Source organism: Clostridium sp. AM27-31LB (assembly GCF_003480745.1).
GTDB lineage: Bacteria > Bacillota > Clostridia > Lachnospirales > Lachnospiraceae > Butyribacter > Butyribacter intestini.
The window spans coordinates 277067-299548 of sequence record NZ_QUJS01000002.1 but is presented as its reverse complement, the minus strand read 5'-3'; the positions used below and the strand labels follow the sequence as shown (position 1 = coordinate 299548).

The 22482-nt window shown below is 46.0% G+C and carries 24 protein-coding genes; 5 read left to right on the top strand and 19 right to left on the bottom strand.

What is annotated here, in order from left to right; translation table 11 throughout:
- Positions 1-57: 57 nt before the first annotated feature.
- The 5 genes from DW721_RS04955 to DW721_RS04935 are packed head-to-tail and all read left to right on the top strand — an operon-like array spanning position 58 to position 4874.
- Positions 58-1935: a recombinase family protein gene (locus DW721_RS04955; RefSeq protein ID WP_118745028.1), complete on the top strand. Its 1878-nt coding sequence runs from the start codon at positions 58-60 to the stop codon at positions 1933-1935.
- Positions 1913-2614, top strand: coding sequence for an integrase (locus DW721_RS04950; protein WP_118524422.1), 702 nt, complete (start codon positions 1913-1915; stop codon positions 2612-2614). Before DW721_RS04955 ends, DW721_RS04950 begins: the two co-directional genes overlap by 23 nt.
- A complete protein-coding gene (locus tag DW721_RS04945; protein ID WP_243035950.1) occupies positions 2574-2966 on the top strand; it encodes a hypothetical protein in 393 nt (130 codons plus the stop codon). The genes DW721_RS04950 and DW721_RS04945 overlap by 41 nt, the downstream gene beginning before the upstream one ends.
- On the top strand, positions 2963-3979 hold the full coding sequence (locus tag DW721_RS04940; protein ID WP_118745027.1) for a hypothetical protein: 1017 nt from the start codon (positions 2963-2965) through the stop codon (positions 3977-3979). Before DW721_RS04945 ends, DW721_RS04940 begins: the two co-directional genes overlap by 4 nt.
- Positions 3936-4874 carry a DUF6551 family protein gene (locus tag DW721_RS04935; RefSeq protein ID WP_118745026.1) on the top strand — a complete coding sequence of 313 codons (939 nt, stop codon included), beginning with the start codon at positions 3936-3938 and terminating at the stop codon, positions 4872-4874. Before DW721_RS04940 ends, DW721_RS04935 begins: the two co-directional genes overlap by 44 nt.
- A gap of 1 nt (position 4875) precedes the next feature.
- On the opposite strand, the gene DW721_RS04930 is transcribed toward DW721_RS04935, so the two are convergent.
- The 19 genes from DW721_RS04930 to DW721_RS16020 form a co-directional block, all read right to left on the bottom strand.
- A complete protein-coding gene (locus tag DW721_RS04930; protein ID WP_118745025.1) occupies positions 4876-6270 on the bottom strand; it encodes a recombinase family protein in 1395 nt (464 codons plus the stop codon).
- Positions 6224-7720: a recombinase family protein gene (locus DW721_RS04925; protein ID WP_118745024.1), complete on the bottom strand. Its 1497-nt coding sequence runs from the start codon at positions 7718-7720 to the stop codon at positions 6224-6226. The genes DW721_RS04930 and DW721_RS04925 overlap by 47 nt, the downstream gene beginning before the upstream one ends.
- A gap of 151 nt (positions 7721-7871) precedes the next feature.
- On the bottom strand, positions 7872-8825 hold the full coding sequence (locus DW721_RS16320; RefSeq protein WP_118745023.1) for a GH25 family lysozyme: 954 nt from the start codon (positions 8823-8825) through the stop codon (positions 7872-7874).
- A gap of 41 nt (positions 8826-8866) precedes the next feature.
- Positions 8867-9292: a phage holin family protein gene (locus DW721_RS04915; protein WP_055272635.1), complete on the bottom strand. Its 426-nt coding sequence runs from the start codon at positions 9290-9292 to the stop codon at positions 8867-8869.
- Between the two features lie 80 nt (positions 9293-9372).
- On the bottom strand, positions 9373-11412 hold the full coding sequence (locus DW721_RS04910; protein WP_118745022.1) for a hypothetical protein: 2040 nt from the start codon (positions 11410-11412) through the stop codon (positions 9373-9375).
- Between the two features lie 14 nt (positions 11413-11426).
- Positions 11427-12926 carry a phage tail protein gene (locus DW721_RS04905; RefSeq protein ID WP_118745021.1) on the bottom strand — a complete coding sequence of 500 codons (1500 nt, stop codon included), beginning with the start codon at positions 12924-12926 and terminating at the stop codon, positions 11427-11429.
- A 12-nt stretch (positions 12927-12938) separates the two neighbouring features.
- On the bottom strand, positions 12939-15638 hold the full coding sequence (locus tag DW721_RS04900; protein ID WP_243035948.1) for a phage tail tape measure protein: 2700 nt from the start codon (positions 15636-15638) through the stop codon (positions 12939-12941).
- 145 nt (positions 15639-15783) lie between these two features.
- On the bottom strand, positions 15784-16335 hold the full coding sequence (locus tag DW721_RS04895; RefSeq protein WP_118560709.1) for an N-acetyltransferase: 552 nt from the start codon (positions 16333-16335) through the stop codon (positions 15784-15786).
- Positions 16336-16425: 90 nt separating this feature from the next.
- The gene (locus DW721_RS16025) at positions 16426-16590 is read right to left on the bottom strand and encodes a hypothetical protein (RefSeq protein ID WP_172794135.1); all 165 of its coding nucleotides are present in this window, start codon (positions 16588-16590) and stop codon (positions 16426-16428) included.
- On the bottom strand, positions 16587-16964 hold the full coding sequence (locus DW721_RS04890) for a hypothetical protein (protein ID WP_118745020.1): 378 nt from the start codon (positions 16962-16964) through the stop codon (positions 16587-16589). The genes DW721_RS16025 and DW721_RS04890 overlap by 4 nt, the downstream gene beginning before the upstream one ends.
- Positions 16961-17602 carry a major tail protein gene (locus tag DW721_RS04885; protein ID WP_118745019.1) on the bottom strand — a complete coding sequence of 214 codons (642 nt, stop codon included), beginning with the start codon at positions 17600-17602 and terminating at the stop codon, positions 16961-16963. Before DW721_RS04885 ends, DW721_RS04890 begins: the two co-directional genes overlap by 4 nt.
- 4 nt (positions 17603-17606) lie before the next feature.
- On the bottom strand, positions 17607-17924 hold the full coding sequence (locus DW721_RS04880) for a hypothetical protein (RefSeq protein ID WP_118745018.1): 318 nt from the start codon (positions 17922-17924) through the stop codon (positions 17607-17609).
- The gene (locus DW721_RS04875; protein ID WP_118745017.1) at positions 17924-18304 is read right to left on the bottom strand and encodes an HK97 gp10 family phage protein; all 381 of its coding nucleotides are present in this window, start codon (positions 18302-18304) and stop codon (positions 17924-17926) included. The genes DW721_RS04880 and DW721_RS04875 overlap by 1 nt, the downstream gene beginning before the upstream one ends.
- A gap of 4 nt (positions 18305-18308) precedes the next feature.
- A complete protein-coding gene (locus DW721_RS04870) occupies positions 18309-18638 on the bottom strand; it encodes a phage head closure protein (protein WP_118745016.1) in 330 nt (109 codons plus the stop codon).
- A complete protein-coding gene (locus tag DW721_RS04865; RefSeq protein ID WP_118745015.1) occupies positions 18638-18913 on the bottom strand; it encodes a head-tail connector protein in 276 nt (91 codons plus the stop codon). The genes DW721_RS04870 and DW721_RS04865 overlap by 1 nt, the downstream gene beginning before the upstream one ends.
- A 10-nt stretch (positions 18914-18923) precedes the next feature.
- Positions 18924-20129, bottom strand: a complete 1206-nt coding sequence (locus DW721_RS04860) for a phage major capsid protein (protein WP_118745014.1) — start codon at positions 20127-20129, stop codon at positions 18924-18926.
- Between the two features lie 13 nt (positions 20130-20142).
- On the bottom strand, positions 20143-20952 hold the full coding sequence (locus tag DW721_RS04855; RefSeq protein WP_118745013.1) for a head maturation protease, ClpP-related: 810 nt from the start codon (positions 20950-20952) through the stop codon (positions 20143-20145).
- Positions 20952-22247, bottom strand: coding sequence for a phage portal protein (locus DW721_RS04850; protein ID WP_118745012.1), 1296 nt, complete (start codon positions 22245-22247; stop codon positions 20952-20954). The genes DW721_RS04855 and DW721_RS04850 overlap by 1 nt, the downstream gene beginning before the upstream one ends.
- A gap of 65 nt (positions 22248-22312) precedes the next feature.
- A complete protein-coding gene (locus tag DW721_RS16020; RefSeq protein WP_182432032.1) occupies positions 22313-22480 on the bottom strand; it encodes a hypothetical protein in 168 nt (55 codons plus the stop codon).
- Positions 22481-22482: the final 2 nt, after the last annotated feature.

The window sequence follows — 22482 nt, the reverse complement described above, 5'->3', positions numbered from 1 at the left end:
TATTTCAGCATGAAAATTTTATAATAAAATCCAGCACAGAAATAAAGGTGGTAAGTCATGAACGAAAACGAGCAGAAAGCCGGCTCAGTTGCCGACCAGAAAAGTAAGATAAGGGAACGTTATAAAGGTATCAACCCGGATGAACTTGACGTGATCCCTGCCATTCCGCAGGAAGATATATTTGCAGTGGAAAATGAACAGCGTGTTGCCGTATATGCAAGGGTGTCAACGGATGATCCTAGACAGACCTCCTCATATGAACTGCAGAAGAACCATTACCATGATGTCATCAGTAAGAGTCCGAACTGGAAACTGGTGCAGATCTATGCGGATGAAGGCATCTCCGGCACCTCACTCCAGCACCGTGACCAGTTCAAGCTGATGATTGAAGACTGCAAAAAAGGTCAGATAGATCTTATCGTGACCAAGAGCGTATCACGTTTTGCCAGGAATGTGGTGGACTGCATCGGCTATGTCAGGGAGCTTCTCGCACTCCCCCATCCTGTCGGTGTTTTCTTTGAAACGGAAAGGCTCAACACCTTTGACCCTAAAAGTGAGATGGTGCTTTCCTTCATGGCCACACTTGCACAGGAAGAAAGCCATACCAAGAGCGAGATCATGAATGCATCCATTGAGATGCGTTTCCGCAGGGGGATCTTCCTTACACCGATACTCCTCGGATATGACCATGATGAAGACGGAAACCTCATTATTAATGAAGGGGAAGCAAAGATCGTAAAACTCATATTTATGATGTACTTAAACGGATGCACCTGTCAGGAGATTGCCGATACCCTGACGGAACTCGGCTGTGAGACCAAAAAGGGGAACACCGTATGGTCTCCTGGTTCCATCCTTCAGATACTGCAGAATGAAAGACACTGCGGTGATGTCCTTGCACATAAGACCTACACTCCGAACTACCTCAACCACAAATCAAAGAAGAATATGCAGAACCGTCCCCAGTACCGGAAGCGCGACCATCACGAAGCCATCATATCAAGGGATGACTTTATTGCGGTCCAGAGGCTGATCAGTAATGCCAAGTATGGGAACAAAGGGATCCTTCCGCAGCTGAAGGTCATTCCGGGAGGTGTCCTGAAAGGATTTGTATCCATCAACCCCAGATGGGCGGGATTTAAGGGAACGGATTACATGAATGCTTCTTCCAGTGTTTATGACGGCACGGAACAGTCCGGCCCGTCTTCCGGTCATGTGGAAGTAAAATCCGGTGAATTTGACCTGCGCGGATATGAGATTGCACGCTCACAGTTTTTTGACAGCACGGACCGTATAACCGTTACCTTCAGCCAGGGAGATATCCGCTTTTCCACTCCTGCCGTCCGCAAACTTGACAGCACGCTTGTGGAACTGCTCATACACCCAAAGAAACTGGTCTTTGCCGTAAGGAATGCAGGGAAAGACTGCCGGAATGCCATGCAGTGGTCTAAAAAGAAAGACGGCAAAAACTCTCCACGTGAGATCAGCGGGACTGCATTTCTTCCTACGCTCTATGCCCTCCTCTGCTGGAACGATGACTGCCGTTACCGCATCACGGGGGTAAAACGTGGCAGCGGGAATGATGCCGTACTGCTCTTCAACCTTTCTGAACCGGAGATATTCATCCCCAATGACAAGGTCGGTGCACCGGATGCGGATCCGGCCGTAAAGCCCTTTACGGACAACCAGCAGAGAAATGTCCGCGCCTATCCGCCTGACTGGGCAGACACATTCGGGAGTAATTATTACAGCCACGCACAGGCAGAGGAACTTGCCGGATTCACCGGACGTAAAAACCAGGATACCTCCCATGCCCCGGTAACATACAACGACACTGATATACAGGTCACCAGTAAAAATGACATCGAAAAGAATATTAAACAGATCATGTCAGATATGAAGGAGAACACAGATGAACATACAGACAAACGATGAAAAGAATACCATTCCCGTGACCGAGGATGATGCTTTCAGCTATGACGGGTATCAGGTCGTCCGAGGCGAGTTCTTTGCCCATACCTATGAACCGTCCTTTACTTTTAATTCCAGCAAGGTATCCGTAAACACCGCCTGCATTAAAAAGCTCCCGGATACGGATTTTGTGCAGATACTCGTAAACCCGGATGAAAAGAAACTGGCGGTGCGTCCATGCCAGGAGGATGAGAAGGATTCCTTCCGGTGGTGTTCCGCAACGGCAAAACGCTCACCCAGACAGATCACCTGCCGTATCTTTTTTGCCAAGGTCGTGTCGCTTATGGGATGGAATTCATCCTACCGCTATAAACTGCTTGGAAAGCTGATACGGTCAGACAATGAACTGCTCTTTGTCTTTGACCTCACCACACCTGAGATCTTCGTGCGTGAGGAGAAGGAAGACGGAAAGATAAAAGCGTCCCGCACGCCAAGCTATCCGGAAGAATGGCAGAACCAGTTCGGTGTGCCTGTCGAGGAACACCAGAGCAGTTTACAGGTCAACATGTTTGACGGTTATGCGGTGTTCGGCATCTCCGAAAACAACACCGCTGAACCGGAAGAAGAAACAACAGAACATCCAGAAAAGGAGGAACAGCACTATGAACAGAGAAACCTTTTTGAAGCCGGTCCTATGCATTGACTTAAAGAAAAACAGGATACGCATACACAAGCTCACGCTCCATATGCTCGGTGACCCGGAGTATATCCAGCTGCTTGTAAACCCACAGGACAGCATGATCGCCATAAGGAAAAGTGTACGTAAGGATTACCTTGCCCACCGTGTACGCTACAGTAAAGCCGACAGCCGTTACTGTTACGAATTATACAGTACGGAACTTTTACAGGCATTACGGCATACGGGCATATATCTGGAGGACAACCGCAGCTACCGTATCTACGGTGCACTGAATCCAAAAGAATGTCTTGCCAGCTTTTCCATGAATGAATGCGTGCTTGTAGATGATATGACCCGAACGGAGGAATCAGTATGAACAACAGACCAGTCCCGGAACTTCAGACGGATCCGGAATTTGATGAGCTGATACAGCCAAGGGAAGAAAAGTACCTGGAAGAACTCGAAGAAAACATCTTTGACCACGGATGCCTGGAGCCTGTATGTGTATGGAACGGCATCATACTTGACGGCCGTCTGCGGTATAAGATCTGTACAAAATGGGATATTCATTTCAACATCCGGTGCATCATGTTTGAAAGCCGTGATAAGGCAGTCTCTTTTATCTGCCATGAACAGCTCAAACGTACAGACCTTACCGGGGAATACAAAAAATACCTGATAGGCAGACTGTTCCGTGCGGACATGAATACCGCCAGTGATGAATTCATGAAAAAAAATCCTGACACGGAACTGAATGCAGACGGACAGGTATCACAGAAATATGTCCGTAAGACGGATATTGCCACCATCATAGGCAATGAATTTAATTTTGGTTTTTCCACCGTGACAAAATATGATATTTATGCCCGTGCGGTCGATGACCTGAAACGGAAAAGCCCGGAGATTGCAGAAAAGATATTAAACGGGAAACTCCGTGTATCCCATGAAAATATCATAGAACTCTCCCGTCTCCCCATTGAGGATATCAACGGACTGAAAAGGCTCTTGGACAGCGGATCTATAGACCGCATCGGATACTCCCAGCTCCGGCACGAACTCCGGTGGCAGAGGCTTCCCACCGGAAAACCGGACTCAAGAAGGATAAAACGGGAAAAGGAAAGTGCCGAAGCCGGAATAAAGCAGATGCCCGCCACTGACCCGGATGCGGAACTCGAGAGCCTTAAATTTACGATACCTTCATGGTCAAAGACTATATCAAGGACCATGGAGCTTACAGATTTTCCTTCCACCTCAGTTAATGCAAGGCGTGAAGTGAAGATGCAGCTGTTAAACCTAACACGAAAAATAACCAGACTGCTTTCGCAGCTTGAGGAGGATGATCCAGATGACAGAAGAACAGACAGCCGGACAAACGCCACAGGCCATTGACCTGATGCAGTTCGTCCCAAAAGTACACTTTGAACAGATCCCTATCAGAAATCTCGTATCCAACCAGGAATACCAGCGCAACCTCTCACAGCACCATGTCCAGCGTACTGCCGCCAACTTTGACCTGTACCAGATAAATCCCGTAAAGGTCAGCCGGAGGAACGGCATCAACTATGTATTCAACGGACAGCACACCATTGAGATTGTTGCCCTCGTTTCAGGATCCAGGGAGACACCCGTGTGGTGCATGGTATACGATGACCTCGGATATGAACATGAAGCGGATATCTTTGCAAACCAGATGAAATATGTAAAGCCCCTGCTGCCTTATGAGATATTCATGGCAAACATAGAGGCCGGCAATGACAAACAGCTCATCATCCGTGACCTGGTGGAATCCTATGACCTTACCATCGCATCCACCACGACCCCGGGCGGTATCTGTGCTGTCGCAACCCTGGAAAACATCCACGACAAATACGGCTACCATATGCTCGACCATGTCATCCGTCTCATTGCGGCCACATGGGAAGGGGCATCCCAGTCCTTCAGTGCAAACATGATGAACGGACTGGCTCGTTTCCTGAATGCTTACGGTGATGCCATAAAAGATGATGTATTTAAGGAAAAGCTCGGTAGGATATCCATTAAGGAACTCGCCCGCACTGCAAAAGACAGGCGTTCCGGCTCACTCGGATTTGCGGAAGCCATACTGATATACTACAACAAAAAAAGCCGGAATCCGCTTACCTGGGATAAACTTTATACCCATAAACTTCCGCATAAAAAGGACATGGAAGAAGAACCGTCCGACATTCCTGAACCCGGGAATGCGGACGGTGAAAGCAGCCAGATGGAGCTGTTTGGACTTCATGACAGCGGGGTTTCCGGGTGACCTACACGGAAACCTTTACCCTGCTGCCTTCCAGAAAGAAAAATTCATATTTTTTCGCACCAAGCACCGTCACTTCACAGAGGACAAGCTGTGCGATTTCCGGAACGAATCTGGTAAGCGGTTCATTTCCCACGGCTTCCATCATCTGCCCCGCCCTGATCTTTTCAAGCGGTGTCCCGTCCGACTTCATCTGCTGCCATCTTTCCATATGCTTATCCCTGTCCGTGACCAGTCTGTTGAATGCTTTTACAAATCCCTTTTCCAGGTATGCATTATCAACGTAGGCATTCGTGCATGCCACTTTCCCGTCTTTCCTGTGGTTCTTGCACTGCCACTGTACGATTCCCCTTGATCTCCATGAATGTCTCGTGAACAGGCTTTTGCATTCCCCGCAGAACACCTTCTCACAGAACGGCATGCAGTCCGCACCGTAACTGTACCTGTCCGTGCCGTGCGATTCCATGAACTTTTCCCTGCGGTCAAATTCTTCCTGTACCGCATTCCATGTCTGCTTATCTATGATCCCCTTATGGCTGTCCTTTACATAGACCTGTGCGATCTCACCGTTGTTTCTGACCTGTCTCTTGGTAAGGAAGTCTGCCGTATAGGTCTTCTGCAGAAGTGCATCACCCATGTGCTTTTCCTGTTTTAGGATCCCTGTGACCGTGCTTGGATACCACTTTGTCTGCCCAAGACACCCCGGAACTTTCTCTTCCGTCAGTTCCTTCGCAATCTGCGCCGGATTGATTCCGATAAGGAAGTCCCTGTATATCCTTCTCACCGTCTTGGCCTGTTCCTTATTGATGACAAGCTTCCCGTTCTCATCCTTATCGTATCCGAGGAACTTGAATGTGTTGAGATGCATCTCACCGTTCTTGAATTTTGTGCGGATGCCCCATTTACAGTTTTCTGAAATGTTTCTTGATTCATCCTGTGCAAGGGAACTTAAGATGGTGAACAGAAGCTCTCCCGTGGAATCCAGCGTGTTGATGTTTTCCTTCTCAAATATGATGCCGATTCCCAAGTTCTTTAATTTTCTGGAATATTCCAGACAGTCCTGCGTGTTCCTTGCAAAACGGCTGATGGACTTTGTAATGACAAGATCTATCTTACCGCCTTCGCAGTCTGCGATCATTCTTTTGAACTGTTCCCTTTTCTTTGTGTTGGTTCCTGAAATACCCTCATCCGCATAGATGCCCGCCATTTCATAATTTTCATGGTCATTGATATATTTGGTGTAATAATCGACCTGTGCTTCAAAGCTGTGGATCTGGTCTTCCTGATCCGTGGAAACACGGCAGTAGGCTGCCACCCTTATCTTCTTTTCCTGTACCGCCCTGCGTCCTGTTTCACGCTGTCGGTTTCTTGCTGGTATAACTGTAACGCTTCTTGCCATTCTTATCATCCTTTCTCTGAATATAAATATCTTTTTTGATTTCTCCCCATCCCCTGATAACGGAATCAGGTATCCTTGTCCCCCTGCAGAATGCCACTCCTTTTCGTTTGGCCCCATTGCATATCCATATGACCTTATGGCTTTTCGGATTTACATGGCGGACCAGTCTGCTTCCGCAGAGTCCGCAGAATATATTCTTTCTATACGGATATGCTTCTTCCGTATTTTTCGGTATTGCTTCCGGCACTTTCTTCTTATGCCTTCTTTTCCATGAGGCTTCTTTCAGATAGGTGAATTCCTTTTTCCCCTTATCTGTCTGTTTTTCCCCTATATACATATTTTCATCGAAATGCCATGCTCCGCGCAGGACTCCGTCCGGAATGTTTATCCCTTCACAGAAAGACTTCCCATACCGCTTTGTACCGCTGCATCCCCAGTTCAGCCTGTTGCCGTTACTGTAGATCCTTTTGTAAAGCGGGTGTCCGCATCTGGCACAATAGATTTTGTTCATGTATGGATAGTTTTCTTCCGTGAATTCTTCGATCACTGAGCCTTCCGCAAGATAATCCCGCTTTGCTTCCAGTGCGTCCTGTGCTCTCTGCCAGAGTTTTGGGGAAACAATGGCTTCATGGTCATCCTCGATGTACCACGCATCCACTTCTCCCCTGTTCCTGACCAGTTTTCTTTCTTCATTCACAAAATGCTTATGCATAATGTAATCGCCCTTGTAGATCTCATTTTCAATAAGACGGAACACCGTGCTGTCGATCCATTCTGCACCGCCTGCGGTCTTTACCCCGTTTTCATTCAGATACCGTTTGATTGATGCAGGAGTATATCCGTCTGCTGCCATCTCATAGATCTTTCTTACCCATGCTGCTTCCTCTTCGTCTGCAATATAGACTCCCCGCTCATCCTTCTTAAATCCGAAAGACCGCTCAAGATACTGCACGGGGATCCCTGCCTCGTACTTTCTCTGGTACACCATCTTTGCACCAACGCTTCCGCTCTCGCTTTCTGCCTGTGCAAATGCAGCAAGGATCGTAAGCATAAGCTCGCCTTCCCCTGACAGGGTATTGATATTCTGGAGTTCAAAAAAAACACCAACATTCAGTTCTTTCAGCTTTCGTGTAGCTTCCAGAACGATTGAGGTGTTTCTTGCGAACCGTGATACGGATTTTGTTAATATAAGGTCTATTTTTCCCTTACGGGCATCGGCTAACATCTTCTGCAGACCGGGACGTTTTTCCTTGAATCCTGATATGGCAAAGTCACTGTAAACCCCGGCATACTCGTAATCAGGATTACTGGTAATGACTTCTTTATAATGCCTGATCTGGTTTTCCAGTGAATTTTCCTGTTCATCCGCATCCGTTGAGACACGGCAGTAAGCACATACCTTAAGTTTACGCTTCTGTATGCTGTTTCCTTTCCTTATCTGGATCTCCAAATTCTGCCACTCCTTTCTCTTTGGGTAGTCTATATATCACTCTGAAAGCCAATAATAGCAAGTACAATCTGCGATACCTTTCACCTTTCTTTCCTTGGCATAAACGGAAAAAAATATGGCTGACAGCCATTACTGACCATCAGCCATATCCTTATTTCAGGAGTTCATTTACCCTTTTCTGTACTGCGGAATAATCATATCCGGCAGAGGTGATCCTTTTCTTTCTGTCAGAACCATTTCCCCAGTCCCCATGAATGACTTCCCTTGCGATCTCATCCACGGATTTCCTGGATGGGGAAAGTTTCTTATTCACAATGCCCTGGATTGCAGAATAGTCATATCCCGCCTGTGAGAGCAGTTTCTGTCTTTCCGCACCATTACCCCACTTTCCGGCAATCACCTCGGATGCGATTTCCTCATTCGACTTCTTCACCGGAGCAGATGTACTGCTGCCGCCCTTGGCATAACCGTTCAGTCCGGCAGCCTTGATCTTCGCAGGGAAATCCACATAGCAGTAATCCTGATCACAGGACTGCCCGTTGATCTTGTTGCTCCGGATAAGGTTTGTCTCCCCGCCAAACTGCCAGATCTGTGTCTCTGCACCGCTTGCCGGAGCCGGCTTGTTCTTACCCCATCTTGCAACCCAGTGGCTGTAGCGGGTAAGCTCCCCGTCATTCATCTCACTGTTGAAGAATGACTCGGACGAATAGATGCCGACCCAGTATCCGGCAGCTTCTATTGCAGAACAGAATGCCTTTACGATCTGTGTCAGTGTATTCCTGTCATTCTTTGTGATCATGCTTCCTTCCACATCATAAAAGACAGGATACTCATATCTCTTTCCCTTAATCAGGGAAAGGAAGTATTCTGCCTCTTTCTTTGCATCTGCCACGCTTCTGGCATTTCCATAGAAATATGCTCCCTTTGGAAGCCCGCATTTCTCACACTTCTTATAGTTTGCTTCAAACTGGCTGTCCTTATAAAGCCCGGCATCAGCACCTCCGGCTTTGATGATTGCGAATTCCACGCCTTCCTTGCTCTTAGCCCTTGCAAAATCAAAACTGCCCTGCCAGTGGCTTACATCGATTCCAAATTTCTGACTCATAATATAATCCTCCAATTCTCTGTAATAAAAGAGGGAAGGTGCTACCCTTCCCCGTTGTCTTTGTCTTCTTCCGATCTGTCATGAAGCTGTTCCAGCACGGCTTTGATCTTTGCCGGAACAGGCAGTCCCAGATGGGACGCATTCTCCAGAAGGGAGATTCCTTCATTTGAGATATAGAAGAAAATGGCTGCCGTCCTTAAAACGCTCCCCGTCCCGATGACATATACATCAAGAATGTTTGCGATGCCAACCATAAGGAAAATCAGCACTTTACGGCAGATTCCCTTAAAACCGACTGCGCTGGACAGCTTCTGGTCGCTGATTGCGCACATGACTCCCGTGATGTAGTCGATGACCACAAATGCGAGCAGTGCAAAGAGCAGACCGTCACAACCTCCCAGAAAGTATCCAAGCCATCCACCGACTGCCGTGAATACAAACTGTACTGCGTTCCAGAATTCCTTCATTGTCTTGTCCTCCTTTGATTTTTTGTATGAAAAAAGCAGCTACCTGCAACGGATAACTGCCTGATTCCTAAATTGTTATTCTATTTTCTTTCATCATGGATGTTGTTTATCTTGGCCATATAATAAACCTGTCTGAGTGTCCTTGGAAAAAGGACATCGGGATTATTGATGACAAGATACAGCCACGAGGATGATACCACACTCTCCCACACATGAAACTCCCACGGTAACATTCCGTAGGTGGCTGTCGTATATATCACGCCGCCCGTACTCCCGTCACAGTTCTGTAGTCTGATACACTCATCCACATATTTCTTTGCCTCATCCATGTTTCCCAGCACATAGGCAAGTGTGGAGTATCCAAGCGTTCCTTCCGTCCACACGATATCCGGCGCACCTTTATAGTCAGCCGTCTTATCACTGTACGGCTTGAATCCAGAAAATGTCTCATTATCTGAATATGCTGTATTATAGTAATCTTTCTCACGGCTCTGTATGATCTTCTTATTCTGCGTAAGATACACATTTCCTGCAGTTTCAAGACATGCTTCTGCCGTTGACGAATGCACTACGGAGAAGATAAGCGTTCCCGCCCATGTGGTGCAGTCAAGCGCCCATGCCTTATCCGGCACACCTCCGTTGATACCCTGAAAGAACCGTCCGTTCTCCCTGTCGTAGCATTTTAGAAAAAGACTGTCCCGGACAAGTTCTGCTGCTTCCTTGTATTTTTTATTTTTCAGTACAAGGGAACATCCCTCAAGTGCCTGTAATGCCGAACACTGGTGTTCCACGGAACACCACTCTATCTCCTCACCGGAATAAGAATAATCCTCCATGTTGTAACTGCCGTAACCTCCCGTCATAAGTCCATATCGTGGGTCGGATGAATCCGTGACCTGTTTTGATACGAGCCAGTCCCCGGCTTTTTTTATCATCTTCACAAAATCCCTGTCCCCGGTTTCCATCGTGTAATAACAGGCTCCCCACACCAGCCATCCCATTGCCCCGGTTCTTACATACCCGTCAAACAACTGTCCGATATAAATATCGTAGGAAAAATTGAAACTTCCGTCATCGTTCTGTTCGTACCTCATCCGATTCAGCATTTCCTTGCAGATTTCATAAGCACCGCTTGTGGTAAATACCAGAAGGGCAAGCCCCACATCATATGCCCATGTTCTGGAATTCAGCATATAACCATATGCACCGAGAGCATTGGATCCGTCCTTATTATACTGAGGGTCATCTGTCGGAATAAGGAACGATGCCGGAAGTCTGCCTTTTTGCAGGTTCATAACAGCACCTGCTATGCCGACAGCATCAAACGCAACCGAACCATCCCTCCAGACCTGCTGCATGACCTTTCCAATCTTATGCCCTGTCGCAGCTTTATTTGTATACCACATATATTTGCCACCACCACAGTTCCATATCTTACAGATATCATTGATGTATTCCGCATCCGAATAACTGTAAAGCCTTACGGTGAAGTATTCAAAATAACTGTATCCATACCCGCCATCTTCGGCTTTTATCTCTGTGTCTGCATCATACACATATCTTTCCACCGTCACCTCATCAGAAGATGAAATCTGTTCCCATTTTCCTTTTATGCCTTTGGCAAGACGGAACTCTTTAATCCCCTCACCTACCGTTATATCAAGCGGATAATTCACAACCTCTGTATGAGTGGTGCCTGTTTCATTTCCTTCTTCGTCTCTATCCTTTACCGTATAAGTTTCCCTGTAAGTCATTGCAGACTCCCATGTCCCATCTGCTTTGATAGGACAGGTAATAACCTTGTAATCGGCATCATGGACAACATAAACATTCACGGCATAATCACTGAAATCTGACAGGTTCCTTGCAGTCCCGGTAACCTTTCCCTTATAGTCGAAATCATAATAAGTGGATGGGGAGATGTATTTCGCCCTTACCTGATCTTCCTCAACGGATATCCCTGTCACATATCCCCAGGCGATATCCCCGGAATAACTGTCATCATATTCCTTGTCGAATGTTATCTGGCACTTGAAGTTATTTACATCAAGCTGTCTCTTTATAAATGCAAGTGCATCCGATGAAGCCTTTTTATATTTATCCCCGCTGAACACAGCCATCCGAAAGCACCTCCTTAATCCGTATCTTCCTCGTCTTCCGTTTCATCCGGCACGGTACAGTAAAATGCAATGACCGTTCTCGTTGAGGAAGAAACCCCGGATATGGATGCACCGACATAAGAAGCAAATGCACTGCCGGATTTCTTATTCAGCGTTACTGTCGGTGTCTTCCCGTCATTTGTCTGGTACTGAAAATAAGGTCTGTCATTATATGCCCTTGTAAAATAAAAAGAGCCGTTACCGATGATCTCCCCAAACTCCACCGTGTACTTTGCCGTAGTATTTCTGATATCTTCCACGCTTGTAACAACAGAATAAAGGGAATCATTGATGGTCGGTATATAAGCACCAATCGTAATGCTCACCTCATTATAGTTGAACGGATTCCACTCCATGCCGACCACACGCTTCTGCCTGTATATGGATAATGGCTTAAAATCAAGAAGCAGTTCATCCCCAAGGTCAACATTTCCTTTTCTGTACAGGTCAACGGAATAACTGTACCTCTGTTCCGTTGCATTATAGGAATAACTGATATCCTTGACGTTTTCCGTTTTCATGATATCCACCGTCTGACTGTTTCCCCTGTGCTTACGGATGCCGATAGCATATCCGTAATATTCGATTTCCCCTTTTACAAGGGCAAGCAGCTGCATCACACAGGCACGTCTTGTTGCTTCTGTATTTACCCTGAGTGTTACCTTCTTTTCTATGTCCACCGTACCGACACTGAATGGTGTTCCTTCAAGCAGCGCCCACAGTATCTGTCTTGGAGTACCCGTCATGTCAAAAGCAGTCACCTTATATTCATCGTCATTCAGGATATAGGAAATGTGTTCACAGTCCATCTCGGTATAACACACACCGCTGGATATACTTTTTTTCACATTCGTAATGTTAAACACCAGTCCGTCCAGTTCTGCAATGCATTTTACATCAACAAAAGAATCTATCTTCCTCGTCAGCATCTTAAAAGACATCGTGCATTCCCCGTCCAGTTTTGCCGTAATACTGCAGGCATTGACGGCAGAATAAGAACGGATAAACTCTCCCGAAATATTCCCTTTTGTCTTTTTATAAAAATTCAATACCGGGTGTGGAGGTATCTCCCTGTATCTCGGACGGATGGTCTTATCCTCATGAATATCCGTAAAAGATGTATTCCACCCTATAAAAAACAATCCCCTGATTTTTTCCGGGGACGGAGGGACTGCATCCTCTCCTTCCTTTACTTTCTGTGTTGAAAGATAATCGTCCCCGGCGTAATTAAGGAAATTGACTGTATAATAAATGCTGTCGCTCTTATAGGTCGGACGGACTGTCATGTCCTCCATCACCTTTGTGATATCCACATTCCATCCGTTAAACACCATGCCCTCGATTACTTCCGGCTGTGGTGCAAGGTCTGTGGCATCACCGCCTGCTTCCACATCACAGGTGCCGAGCAGGTCAGTTCCTGCATAATTTAAAAATCTTACGGTGTAATAAACCACCCCGTCTACAGTTTTTGACACTGTCTGCACCTCCTAACTTATTCCAAGATTTCTCATGGATGCCTGACCATTGGAATACTGTATCTGTGACACAAGTGTCGTGATCACCCTTCCATCCAGCATGATCGGCTGGTTAAGTTTTACCGTACCGTTCTCCCCGGAAGAAGTCTTTCCTCCGACAGTGGCATTCAGGCTTGCATCCATATCTGGCACCATATTTTCAAGATTCATGGTATCTGTCAGTTTCTCGATTTCCTTTGTTACAAGTCCCCTGCTCTTTTCTATTCCTTCAGCCAGTCCGCCCATGAAATCCGGCATCCATGACTCATAATCAGTAAGTGGTCCTTCATCCGGCACGGAGAAATGCAGATAAGACTTTATCGTCTCTGCCACATTGGATACGGCATCCTTTACCTTACCGATGCACTTCTTGATGCCGTTTACGATTCCGTCAATAATGTCTGTTCCCCACTTGACCGCAGACTGTGCAAGTCCCGTGATAAAGGAAACGGCTGTTCCAAATCCCGTTTTTATCGTTGTAACAATATTTCCTATGGTTGTCTTTATGCCGGTCCACATCGCAGTAAAGGCACCGGAAACCGCTGTCTTTATTCCATTTACCACCGTGGTCACGATTGTCTTTATCGTATTCCATGCTGTCGTAATAAAAGTCTGAATTGCTGTCACAACCGTGGTTATCACGGTCTTAATTGCATTCCACACGGTTGTCACCACAAGTTTGACTGCATTAAATACTGTCGTGATCACTGTTTTGTAGATGGTAAAATAGGTCACAATCACTGTCTTTATCACTTCAAGCACCGTGGTGAACACAAGTTTTATGCCGTCCCATATGGTTGTAAAAAATGACTTGATTGCCTCAAACACGGTTGCTGCCGTAGTCTTTATTGCTTCCCATGCTGTTGCGAGAAATGATTTTATTGCCTCCCATACCGTAACCGCAACCTGTTTTACATTCTCCCAAAGGTCAATCCAGAACTGACGGAACCCGTCACAGTTATTCCAGAGATAAATAAAGGCAGCCACAAGTGCTGCTATGGCTGCAATAATAAGAACGATAGGATTTGCAAGCATTGTCGTATTCAGTGCTGCAAATGCCCCTTTAACTGTATTGATGACTCCGGCAATCTTTGGAACAATCGTCATGATCGTTCCTACAGCGGAGATGACTTTTCCGACAATGATAAGAACCGGGGCAAGGGCAGCCACGACAAGTGCAATTGTGACAATCGTTTTCTTCGTCCCTTCATCCAGTCCGTTTAATACATCGACAAATGACTGTACCCATCCAACGATCTGTTTGATGGCAGGCATCAACAGTTCTCCAAATGAAATGGCAAGTCCCTCTAATGCAGATTTCAATATGGTGATCTGTCCCTGCAGGTTATCAAGCTGTGTATCCGCCATCTGTCCGGCAGCACCCCCGCTGTCTGCAATAGACTGCTGAAGGTCATCCCATGTACTTCCCGTATTGGCAAGCAGTGCGTTCACGGATGACAGGTCGGTTTTATTAAATATCCTGCCGATGATATTTGATTTCTCGGCAGAGGTCATCCCATCCATTCCAGAATTCAGGTCACCCAGAATATCATTCATGCTCCTCATGTTTCCTTCGGAATCATAAACCTGCAGTCCCAGTTCTTCCATCGCAATGGCAGCCTTATCCGTAGGATTCTGCAAAGACAGGATGATGTTTCTTAGGTGCGTACCACCCTCTGCACCCTTGATACCATTATTGGCAAGGATGCCGAGTGCCGTATTAAGCTCTGCCGTACCACCCTTGATGGATTTGGCTGTTGCACCGATGGTAAGGATACCTTCCCCTAACTGTGCCACGGATGTATTCGTAGTAGATGCCGTCTTTGCCATCTGGTCTACCATCGTTCCTGCTTCATCAACTCCCATACCAAGGGCTGACATCGCATCCGTTACCATATCAGAAGCATCGGCAAGTGCAATATCTCCGGCTGCTGCAAGATTGAGTACAGTCGGCAAAGTATCGCACATCTGCTCCGTGTCATATCCAGCAAGTGCTAGATAGTTTAATGCTTCTGCACATTCACTTGCAGAAAATGCCGTCTCTGCGCCCATCTTCTTTGCCAGTTTGGAAAGGGTGTCCATCGTATTAACAGACTGCCCGTCAACCGTTGACATGGAGTCTTTAGTGATTCCCATCGTAGCCTGTACCTGTGACATGGAGGATTCAAAGTTTGCTGCCGTTGTAACCGCAGCCGTACCAAGCCCTGCCACAGCCCCTGTTACGGGAAGAAGTTTCTGTCCGGCAGACGATATGTTGTTTCCGACCGTCTTTAACTTTTCCCCAGACGCTGCTATCTTCTGAACTGCCGTTGCCGACTGGTTCGCCTGGGTTTCCAGATTCTTTAAGTCCTGCTCCGTTTCTACGATTTCCCTTTGAAGGGCGTCATACTGCTCTTTGGAGATTTCACCATTGGCAAGCGCCGTGTTTGCCTGTTCCGCTGCCGTCTTTAAGGTTGCCAGTTTTTCCTTTGTTTCGCCAACAGCCTCTGACAGCAGCTTATGTTTCTGTGCTATCAGCTCTGTGTTGCCCGGATCCAGTTTCAACAGTTTGTTTACATCCTTCAGCTGTGACTGAGTAGACTTTATCTGTCCATTCACACCCTTAAGGGCATTCTGCAATTTGGTTGTATCACCACCAATCTCAACGGTAATTCCCTGAATACGGCTTGCCATGAATTCTCACCTCCTCCTAAAATTAGGTACAAAAAAAGGAGCATCTCTGCTCCTTAACAAAAGAAAAACACCTGCCATTTCTGACAGATGTTTCTATGTAAATTATTAATTTTCACTCCGACAAACTAGAATTTTTCAACAGATATTAACCACCATAATAATAGGTTGTACCTGTTACGTCATCTAGAACACCTGCTTTTAATATACACACCATAAATCCTTCATCGCCCCATTTTTTTCTATTTTCGTGATAAATTCCGTATGCAGAAGATGGTTCAAAGCCAAATCTACCATAAAGATTAGGGTTTCCTCCAAGAAACACTGCTCCATAACCCATTTTTTCAGCTTTCTCTAGTGCGTATTCTACTAATCTTCTCATAATTCCTTGCATTCTATATTCTGGCAAAACAGCACTTTGTGCTAAAACCAATTGCGTAATATTTTCATTTTCTGTGACGATATCTGTTTCGTGAAGCGCAACTTCTCCAACAATTGTTCCGTTTTCTAATACAGCAACAAGAGAAAGCTCCGGGATAAAAGTATCTTTTTTTCTTTCTTCTCTAAAGTGTTGCATCATAAATTTTCCAGTTTCTATACTATGTTGTTCAGCAAAAGCCTTATAAATCAACTTATCAACTTTTTCATATTCGGATAACTTCTCTGGTCTTATGATTATTTTTTCTTTATTGAAGGTCATAATTTATCTCCCCCCTAAAAATTCCGATTTGTAGCTGAGAATGTTTCAACCACTTTCCGTATTATATCAGAAAATGGCTGTTTTCTCAATCTAGAACCTGTCGAAATCTTCCTGTGTTGCAACTTCTGGATACTTATAATCATCATTACTGCTCTCGGCATACATATCATTAACCATCCCTATTGTCAGAAGGTCAAGGTCTCGGATAGACAACCCTATCTGCACACATCTTAGAAGAAATAAGGGCGTTGTCATCTGACGCTCTGTCGGGCGAAGTTTTTTTTAGCTTCAACATCCGTTTTCACATTCAATCCCCATAACTCAATAAGTTGTGGAAGAATCTGATAAATAGAAAATGTATTAAACTCATCAAGCCATTCTTCTGGTGTATCGGGAATGCCCGGGTCTGCGTGTTTTGCCATAACATATGCAATATTCTCAAACATCTCAAGTGAAAACATATCCAGGCTTGAACTCTCCTCTTTATCTTTTCCTACAGCCTTCTCCAAGGCACTCAGGTCTTTATAAATATCCCTTCCAAACTTAATACGATAAATTCGTGGGATTGCAGCAGATGCCTTGAATGGCACCTGCTTTCCATCAATTTCAAGATCTTTTATAAGGCTCATGATACGACCTCCTTAGAACTGTTCTTTGCTGATGATACCTTTGCACTGTCGGACTGGCCAGATGCATCAGATACTGCTTTCGGAAGATATACTGTTTTATACCAGCCATCATAAGCAGCCGCTGAAGTGCTGTCAGATGTTCGTGCCTTTACATAGCCCCCATCAAGAGGTGATGCCGTAATCGACAGGGTTTCTGTCTTAACTTCGATTTCATCTTCCTTTGTTGCAGATTCGATGGTTGGTCTTGCTGCCGTACAGTTATAAAGCACATGACGGATTTTATTGATGTCACCATCAAATTCAAATAACAGTGCAAATTTGCCTGTTTCCACGGTTGCATCCTCAACAAGCACATTATTGGCATCGAGGGATTCCTTCAGTACATCGGTACGGAACGACTCCGGCACCAGAGCAAGTTCAAGGTCACCTTCATAGCCCTGATTGTTATTAATCGTGTAATATGCATATCCGTCTGCATAGAATACACTTGGCTCTCCGTTTGGATCAAGCGAAATGGATACCGCACCGGGCATCGGCACGGGTGTACCATATGTCACCTCTCCATCGTCACTTTTGGTAAGCAGTGCATAATGCACATTTCGGATATTAAACTTGACTTTATTCTTTTTATTAGCCATTTTTCTATACCTCCATCTCATAAAGCACTTCATACAGACTTTCTGACTCAATCCATACTTCGCTTTTCTCATAAAAAATTCCATGCCCGTCAAACATGGCTTCTATTTTCTGTTCAAGTTCTATATTTTTTACATCCGTATATAACTCCACATTCAGGCAGTTTATTTTGTGATATACCTTTCCGTCAGCAGAAAAATTATTGCTCTTCGGATATAAAAACACCAAGAAAGGCGGATCGGGTGACTCGCCCTCTGCAAAATGATGATAGGCATACGGAAGACCGATTTTTTTCATCACTGCCATCACTTCTTCATGTGTCATCACCGTAACCCCCTCTCTATCTTCTGCAGAAGTTCCTTATTGCCTTTTTCTTCTGCCGGAGCGATATGCTCCCTGCCGGCTACCCTGCCGCCTCCACGTTTTGCATGGCCGTGTTCCAGAAGGTGTGCAATCTGGTACCTGTCCTTGGAATGGACCGTCATGGTAAGTGAGCTGCTGCTCTCCGCTGTCTTTTTGACCGTCCAGCTTTTCTTATATCTTCCTGTCTGCTTCGGGGCATTTGCCTGTATCTCTTTCTTTATGGTCTTGGATGCATCTTTTACCGCATCCTTAACGGTATCCGTCGCAAGATCGGCATACTCTTTCAGACCATCCATAATTGCATCTGCCAGTCCGTCAACCGTTGTCCTTCTCTCTGCCATCCGCTCACCTCTTTGTCAGGGCAGCCCTTATTTTGACTGTCTTATTTTTATACTGCACGTTATCAATAAAGGAAATATTGTAAAGATTCCCACGGAAAATAATACGAAAATGCTCCGTATCAAGACCTGACACCTCACTGCAGTAGCGGATGACAAAATCAATCTCCGTTTCCACATTTACCTGTTTTGCCTCCCAGTATTCTTTTCCCGACAGGCTGTTCACATAGGAAAAACATTGATAATGATTCTCCCACACAACCGTATGGTTTCCGGCTTTGTCCGTCTTCGTTCTGCTTTTCTGTATCGTGATCCGTTCACGCATGAGTTCTATCATCAGAATATCTCCCTCCTGATTCCAAAAAACAGATACTTCAATGTTTCCGTCATGGTCTTATGATCCGCTTCTTCCCGATGCTCATACAGGTAGGCAATAACATACAGTTCTGCAGTACGGACAACAGCTCCATACTCTTTGAGTTCTTCCGGGTTTTGTCTTGTCACGTCTAAGATCAGGCGGTCGGATGTTTCCATCAGACGGAGGATGAGTTCATCCTCGTCTGACGAATCGACCCTGAGATACCCTTTGGCTTCCTCAAGCGATACGAACATCCTGCCACCCCTACTTTCCGGCAGCCTTGATATCAAGTGTCTTGACTGCCTCGGAAAGGATCAACTTGCCGTCCACACGCTCGGAAGCAAGGAATCCGACCTGTCCGGTTGTAGCATAAAGCTCATTCAGTCTCTTGAAACTTCTGCCCTGGCGGTCTGCGATCCAGTAGTAACTGTAATCACCGAATGCCATGACACGGTTTCCGGCTGCAAGTTCCGGCACATAGATAGATGTGCGGTAAGGACGGTTTAAGATCTTATCAGGCTCTCCTTCCCTTACGGACGGTTGCCAGATATAATTTCCGTTTCCATCCTTCAGCTTTCTGATTGCCTTTACGGTCGAATCATTAAGAAGCCATACTGCCTTGTTTCGGTAAGGAGCACGCAGGGAGTAATAAAGATCCATGACATCATCAAATGTAATGGAAGTATTATTGGCAGTAACACCTGTCTCCGCACCTCCTGTGGCATTGAAGATTCCGGTAGGTTTTCCCTTGCCGTCACCGATAAAGAATGCTTCCTCTTCCTTTGTGCCGATTCTTCTTCCGAACTCCCTCGAAATATACTGCTCAATATTGAACACGCTGTCATTTAAGAGTTCATCGGACACCTTGATCATGGTTGCCAGCTTGTAGGCACTGATGGATGTCTGACCGAAGCTGTCATCAGATTCAGGGAACTGTCCGCCCTCATCGATCCATGCTGCCTCGCCCTTTGATGTGACGATAGGGATCTTGCGGTCACCGCTTGAAGTCTTGATGACGGTTGCAAGGTTACGGAAAAATACTTCCTCTTCCAGTGCTTCCACGAGTTTCTTCTCATACTCATCCGGTACGAGATATCCGCCCTCGGAATCCGTGCCAATGGAAAGGGCATTCTGTACTTCGTATGACATCTTGTTTCTCATACTGTTCCAGAATGCCTTTTTATACTCATCCGTTGCCCTTCCTGTCTTTGTATCACCGTCAGTCTTTGCATTCGGCTGGTTGGTGATCGGTGTGCTTGTTGGCTTTGCAAGCTCTGCATCGATGGCTGCCTGTCTTTCCAGTCTCTCGATCTCTTTTCCGAGATTTATGACATCTGCTTCCATCTTGTCATAAGTGGCTGCATCCTCTGCGGATACAAATCCTTCCTGCGTTCTCTTGGCATCAAGGAATGCCTTTGCTGCATCCCAGGCCTTTGCTCTCTTTTCTCTTAACTCTAAAATCTTACTCATCTTGAAATCCTCCTTAATGTGTTAAAAGACTCAGTCTTTTTTCCAACTGGTTAACTGGTATCATGGCATCCACACGGGATACCCTGGAAAGGAACGATTCATTCATCGCCTTTGTGGAAAACATCATGGAATCCTGCTGGAACGGGAGCTTCTTTTTCTTCTCCTTTTCCCCGTCATCCTTTTTCTCCTCTTCCTCTCCTTCACTGCCTTCGTCCGGCTTTTTCTCCGGCTCTTCAGGCTTTTTCTTCTCTTCATCCGTCTCACCGGAAGAAAAGAGTATCTTATCCGCAAATCCAAGCTCCACTGCCTTCTTCGCATTGAACCAGGTCTCATCATCCATCATGTGGGAGAGCCTTGCACGGGTAAGCCCCGTCTTGAATTCATAGGCATTTAAGATTGATTCCTTGACCTCATTCAACATGGCGATTGCTTTCTGCATATCCCTTGTCTCGCCCATTGCCATGGTCGCAGGATTGTGGATCATCATCATTGCAACAGGGGATACACAGACCGTGTCTCCTGCCATTGCGATCACGGATGCTGCCGAAGCTGCAATACCGTCTATCTTGACAGTCACGCTTCCCTTATAGTCACGGAGCATGTTATAGATCTGTGCTGCCGCGAACACATCACCGCCCGGAGAATTGATCCACACCGTGATATTTCCGTTTCCGGCATTCAGTTCATCCTTGAAAAGCTGCGGTGTCACTTCATCCCCGTACCAAGTTTCATCCGAGATCATGCCATTTAAAAAGAGCGTCCTTTCCATGTCAGGCACGCTCTCATCTTCATTCTTTATCCAGTTCCAAAACTTCCGCTTCATCATTTACCTCTCTTTCCGCTTTTTTCCTGTGCCGGAGCATTCTGCTGCCCCGTATCCGTCTTTGCAAAAGCTCCCGCATCCGCAAGTTTGGTCATTGCACCGTTTATCAGATACAGGTTTCCCCCTTCCTCATCCGGAATTGGGTTCATGTTTTCCATCTCACGGATGTCATTGGCAGAAAACCATCCGTTCTGCCTTCCGACTGCATAGCCGTTCATCCTAGACTGGTAATCCCCACGGAGCAGACCGTCCACATTCAGCTTGATAAAATACTTTCCTTTTTCACCCGGCAGAAGGAGCGATCTCTGTAAGGACTGCTCCCATCTGATCACCCACGGATCAAGTGTGTATTTTACGAACTCCAAGGACTGCTGCTCAATATTGGAAAAGCTCGACTTATCAAGGTCACCTACCATGTGGGGCGGTATCCTGTAAAGCCTTGCGATCTCATTGATCTGGAATTTCCTTGTTTCAAGGAACTGTGCCTCTTCCGGCGGTATTCCAATCTGCTGGTACTTCATGCCTTCCTCAAGCACTGCTATCTTGTGTGCGTTACTCACGCCACGGTACACGGAGTTCCAAGACTCACGCACTTTTGACGGATCCTTCAGCACTCCCGGATGTTCCAAAACACCGCCCGGATTCGCGCCGTTTGCAAAGAAACTCGCACCGTATTCCTCACAGGCAAGCGTCATGCCGACAGCGTTCTTTGCCATTGCAATCGGTGAATAACCGATCAGTCCGTCAAATCCAAGTCCCGGAATGTGAAGTACATCCTCGGCTTTCAGCTTTATGTTACCGTATTCCTTGAACATGGGGTTTTCATCACTGTTTCTGGAATACACATAATAGATATTTCCCCTGTCATCCCTCTGCACTTCCATCTTGTCAGGAAGAAGCGGATACAGGCCAAGCACCCTTCCTGCCCCGTCCCTTATGATCTGTGCATAGGCATTTCCCCATATTAAAAGATGACTCATCAGTGTTTCCCTGAACACAAATGAAGTCATCTCCGGGTTCGGCTCATCATGGAGCAGATAATATAAAGGATGGTCATGCACCAGCTTCTTGCCTCCGTCATCCTGATACTCATATACATGAAGCGGTAAGGATGCGATTGCTTCCGCAAGAATCCTGACACAGGCATATACTGCCGTTGTCTGCATTGCAGTTCTTTCATTTACAGGCTTTCCGCTTGTTGTCCGTCCGAACAGAAACGAATATCCGGCATCAGCCGCCTTATCCACGGGCTTATCCCTCGCCTGTCCGAAACCAAATAACCCCTTAATTCCCATGTGACACCTCCTAAAAATGGGTACAAAAAAAGCACCTCATATGAGATGCTTGATTCTATAATAATCTATCTATTAAAATCTTCTTTATTTGAACTTTTGCATTTACACTTGATACACCCATAATCTGTGTGTGTACCCAAATAATAAAGTTTCACGATATCCTTATGATCACACTTCTCAGGTGTAGTGCTTGCTACCAGCTTATCAAAATCTTCTTCTGTCATTTTTGTCATTC

Excerpts from the sequence above, each read along its gene's own strand:
- DW721_RS04870 (WP_118745016.1), bottom strand. The coding sequence starts at position 18,638 with ATGATAGAACTCATGCGTGAACGGATCACGATACAGAAAAGCAGAACG.
- DW721_RS04875 (WP_118745017.1), bottom strand. The coding sequence starts at position 18,304 with ATGGCAGAGAGAAGGACAACGGTTGACGGACTGGCAGATGCAATTATG.
- DW721_RS04855 (WP_118745013.1), bottom strand. The coding sequence starts at position 20,952 with ATGAAGCGGAAGTTTTGGAACTGGATAAAGAATGAAGATGAGAGCGTG.
- DW721_RS04935 (WP_118745026.1), top strand. The coding sequence starts at position 3,936 with ATGACAGAAGAACAGACAGCCGGACAAACGCCACAGGCCATTGACCTG.
- DW721_RS16320 (WP_118745023.1), bottom strand. The coding sequence starts at position 8,825 with ATGAGTCAGAAATTTGGAATCGATGTAAGCCACTGGCAGGGCAGTTTT.
- DW721_RS04940 (WP_118745027.1), top strand. The coding sequence starts at position 2,963 with ATGAACAACAGACCAGTCCCGGAACTTCAGACGGATCCGGAATTTGAT.
- DW721_RS04890 (WP_118745020.1), bottom strand. The coding sequence starts at position 16,964 with ATGAGCCTTATAAAAGATCTTGAAATTGATGGAAAGCAGGTGCCATTC.
- DW721_RS16020 (WP_182432032.1), bottom strand. The coding sequence starts at position 22,480 with ATGACAAAAATGACAGAAGAAGATTTTGATAAGCTGGTAGCAAGCACT.
- DW721_RS04950 (WP_118524422.1), top strand. The coding sequence starts at position 1,913 with ATGAACATACAGACAAACGATGAAAAGAATACCATTCCCGTGACCGAG.
- DW721_RS04850 (WP_118745012.1), bottom strand. The coding sequence starts at position 22,247 with ATGGGAATTAAGGGGTTATTTGGTTTCGGACAGGCGAGGGATAAGCCC.
- DW721_RS04880 (WP_118745018.1), bottom strand. The coding sequence starts at position 17,924 with ATGACACATGAAGAAGTGATGGCAGTGATGAAAAAAATCGGTCTTCCG.
- DW721_RS04945 (WP_243035950.1), top strand. The coding sequence starts at position 2,574 with ATGAACAGAGAAACCTTTTTGAAGCCGGTCCTATGCATTGACTTAAAG.
- DW721_RS04915 (WP_055272635.1), bottom strand. The coding sequence starts at position 9,292 with ATGAAGGAATTCTGGAACGCAGTACAGTTTGTATTCACGGCAGTCGGT.
- DW721_RS04885 (WP_118745019.1), bottom strand. The coding sequence starts at position 17,602 with ATGGCTAATAAAAAGAATAAAGTCAAGTTTAATATCCGAAATGTGCAT.
- DW721_RS04955 (WP_118745028.1), top strand. The coding sequence starts at position 58 with ATGAACGAAAACGAGCAGAAAGCCGGCTCAGTTGCCGACCAGAAAAGT.
- DW721_RS04860 (WP_118745014.1), bottom strand. The coding sequence starts at position 20,129 with ATGAGTAAGATTTTAGAGTTAAGAGAAAAGAGAGCAAAGGCCTGGGAT.
- DW721_RS04930 (WP_118745025.1), bottom strand. The coding sequence starts at position 6,270 with ATGGCAAGAAGCGTTACAGTTATACCAGCAAGAAACCGACAGCGTGAA.
- DW721_RS16025 (WP_172794135.1), bottom strand. The coding sequence starts at position 16,590 with ATGACAACGCCCTTATTTCTTCTAAGATGTGTGCAGATAGGGTTGTCT.
- DW721_RS04900 (WP_243035948.1), bottom strand. The coding sequence starts at position 15,638 with ATGGCAAGCCGTATTCAGGGAATTACCGTTGAGATTGGTGGTGATACA.
- DW721_RS04865 (WP_118745015.1), bottom strand. The coding sequence starts at position 18,913 with ATGTTCGTATCGCTTGAGGAAGCCAAAGGGTATCTCAGGGTCGATTCG.
- DW721_RS04910 (WP_118745022.1), bottom strand. The coding sequence starts at position 11,412 with ATGGCTGTGTTCAGCGGGGATAAATATAAAAAGGCTTCATCGGATGCA.
- DW721_RS04895 (WP_118560709.1), bottom strand. The coding sequence starts at position 16,335 with ATGACCTTCAATAAAGAAAAAATAATCATAAGACCAGAGAAGTTATCC.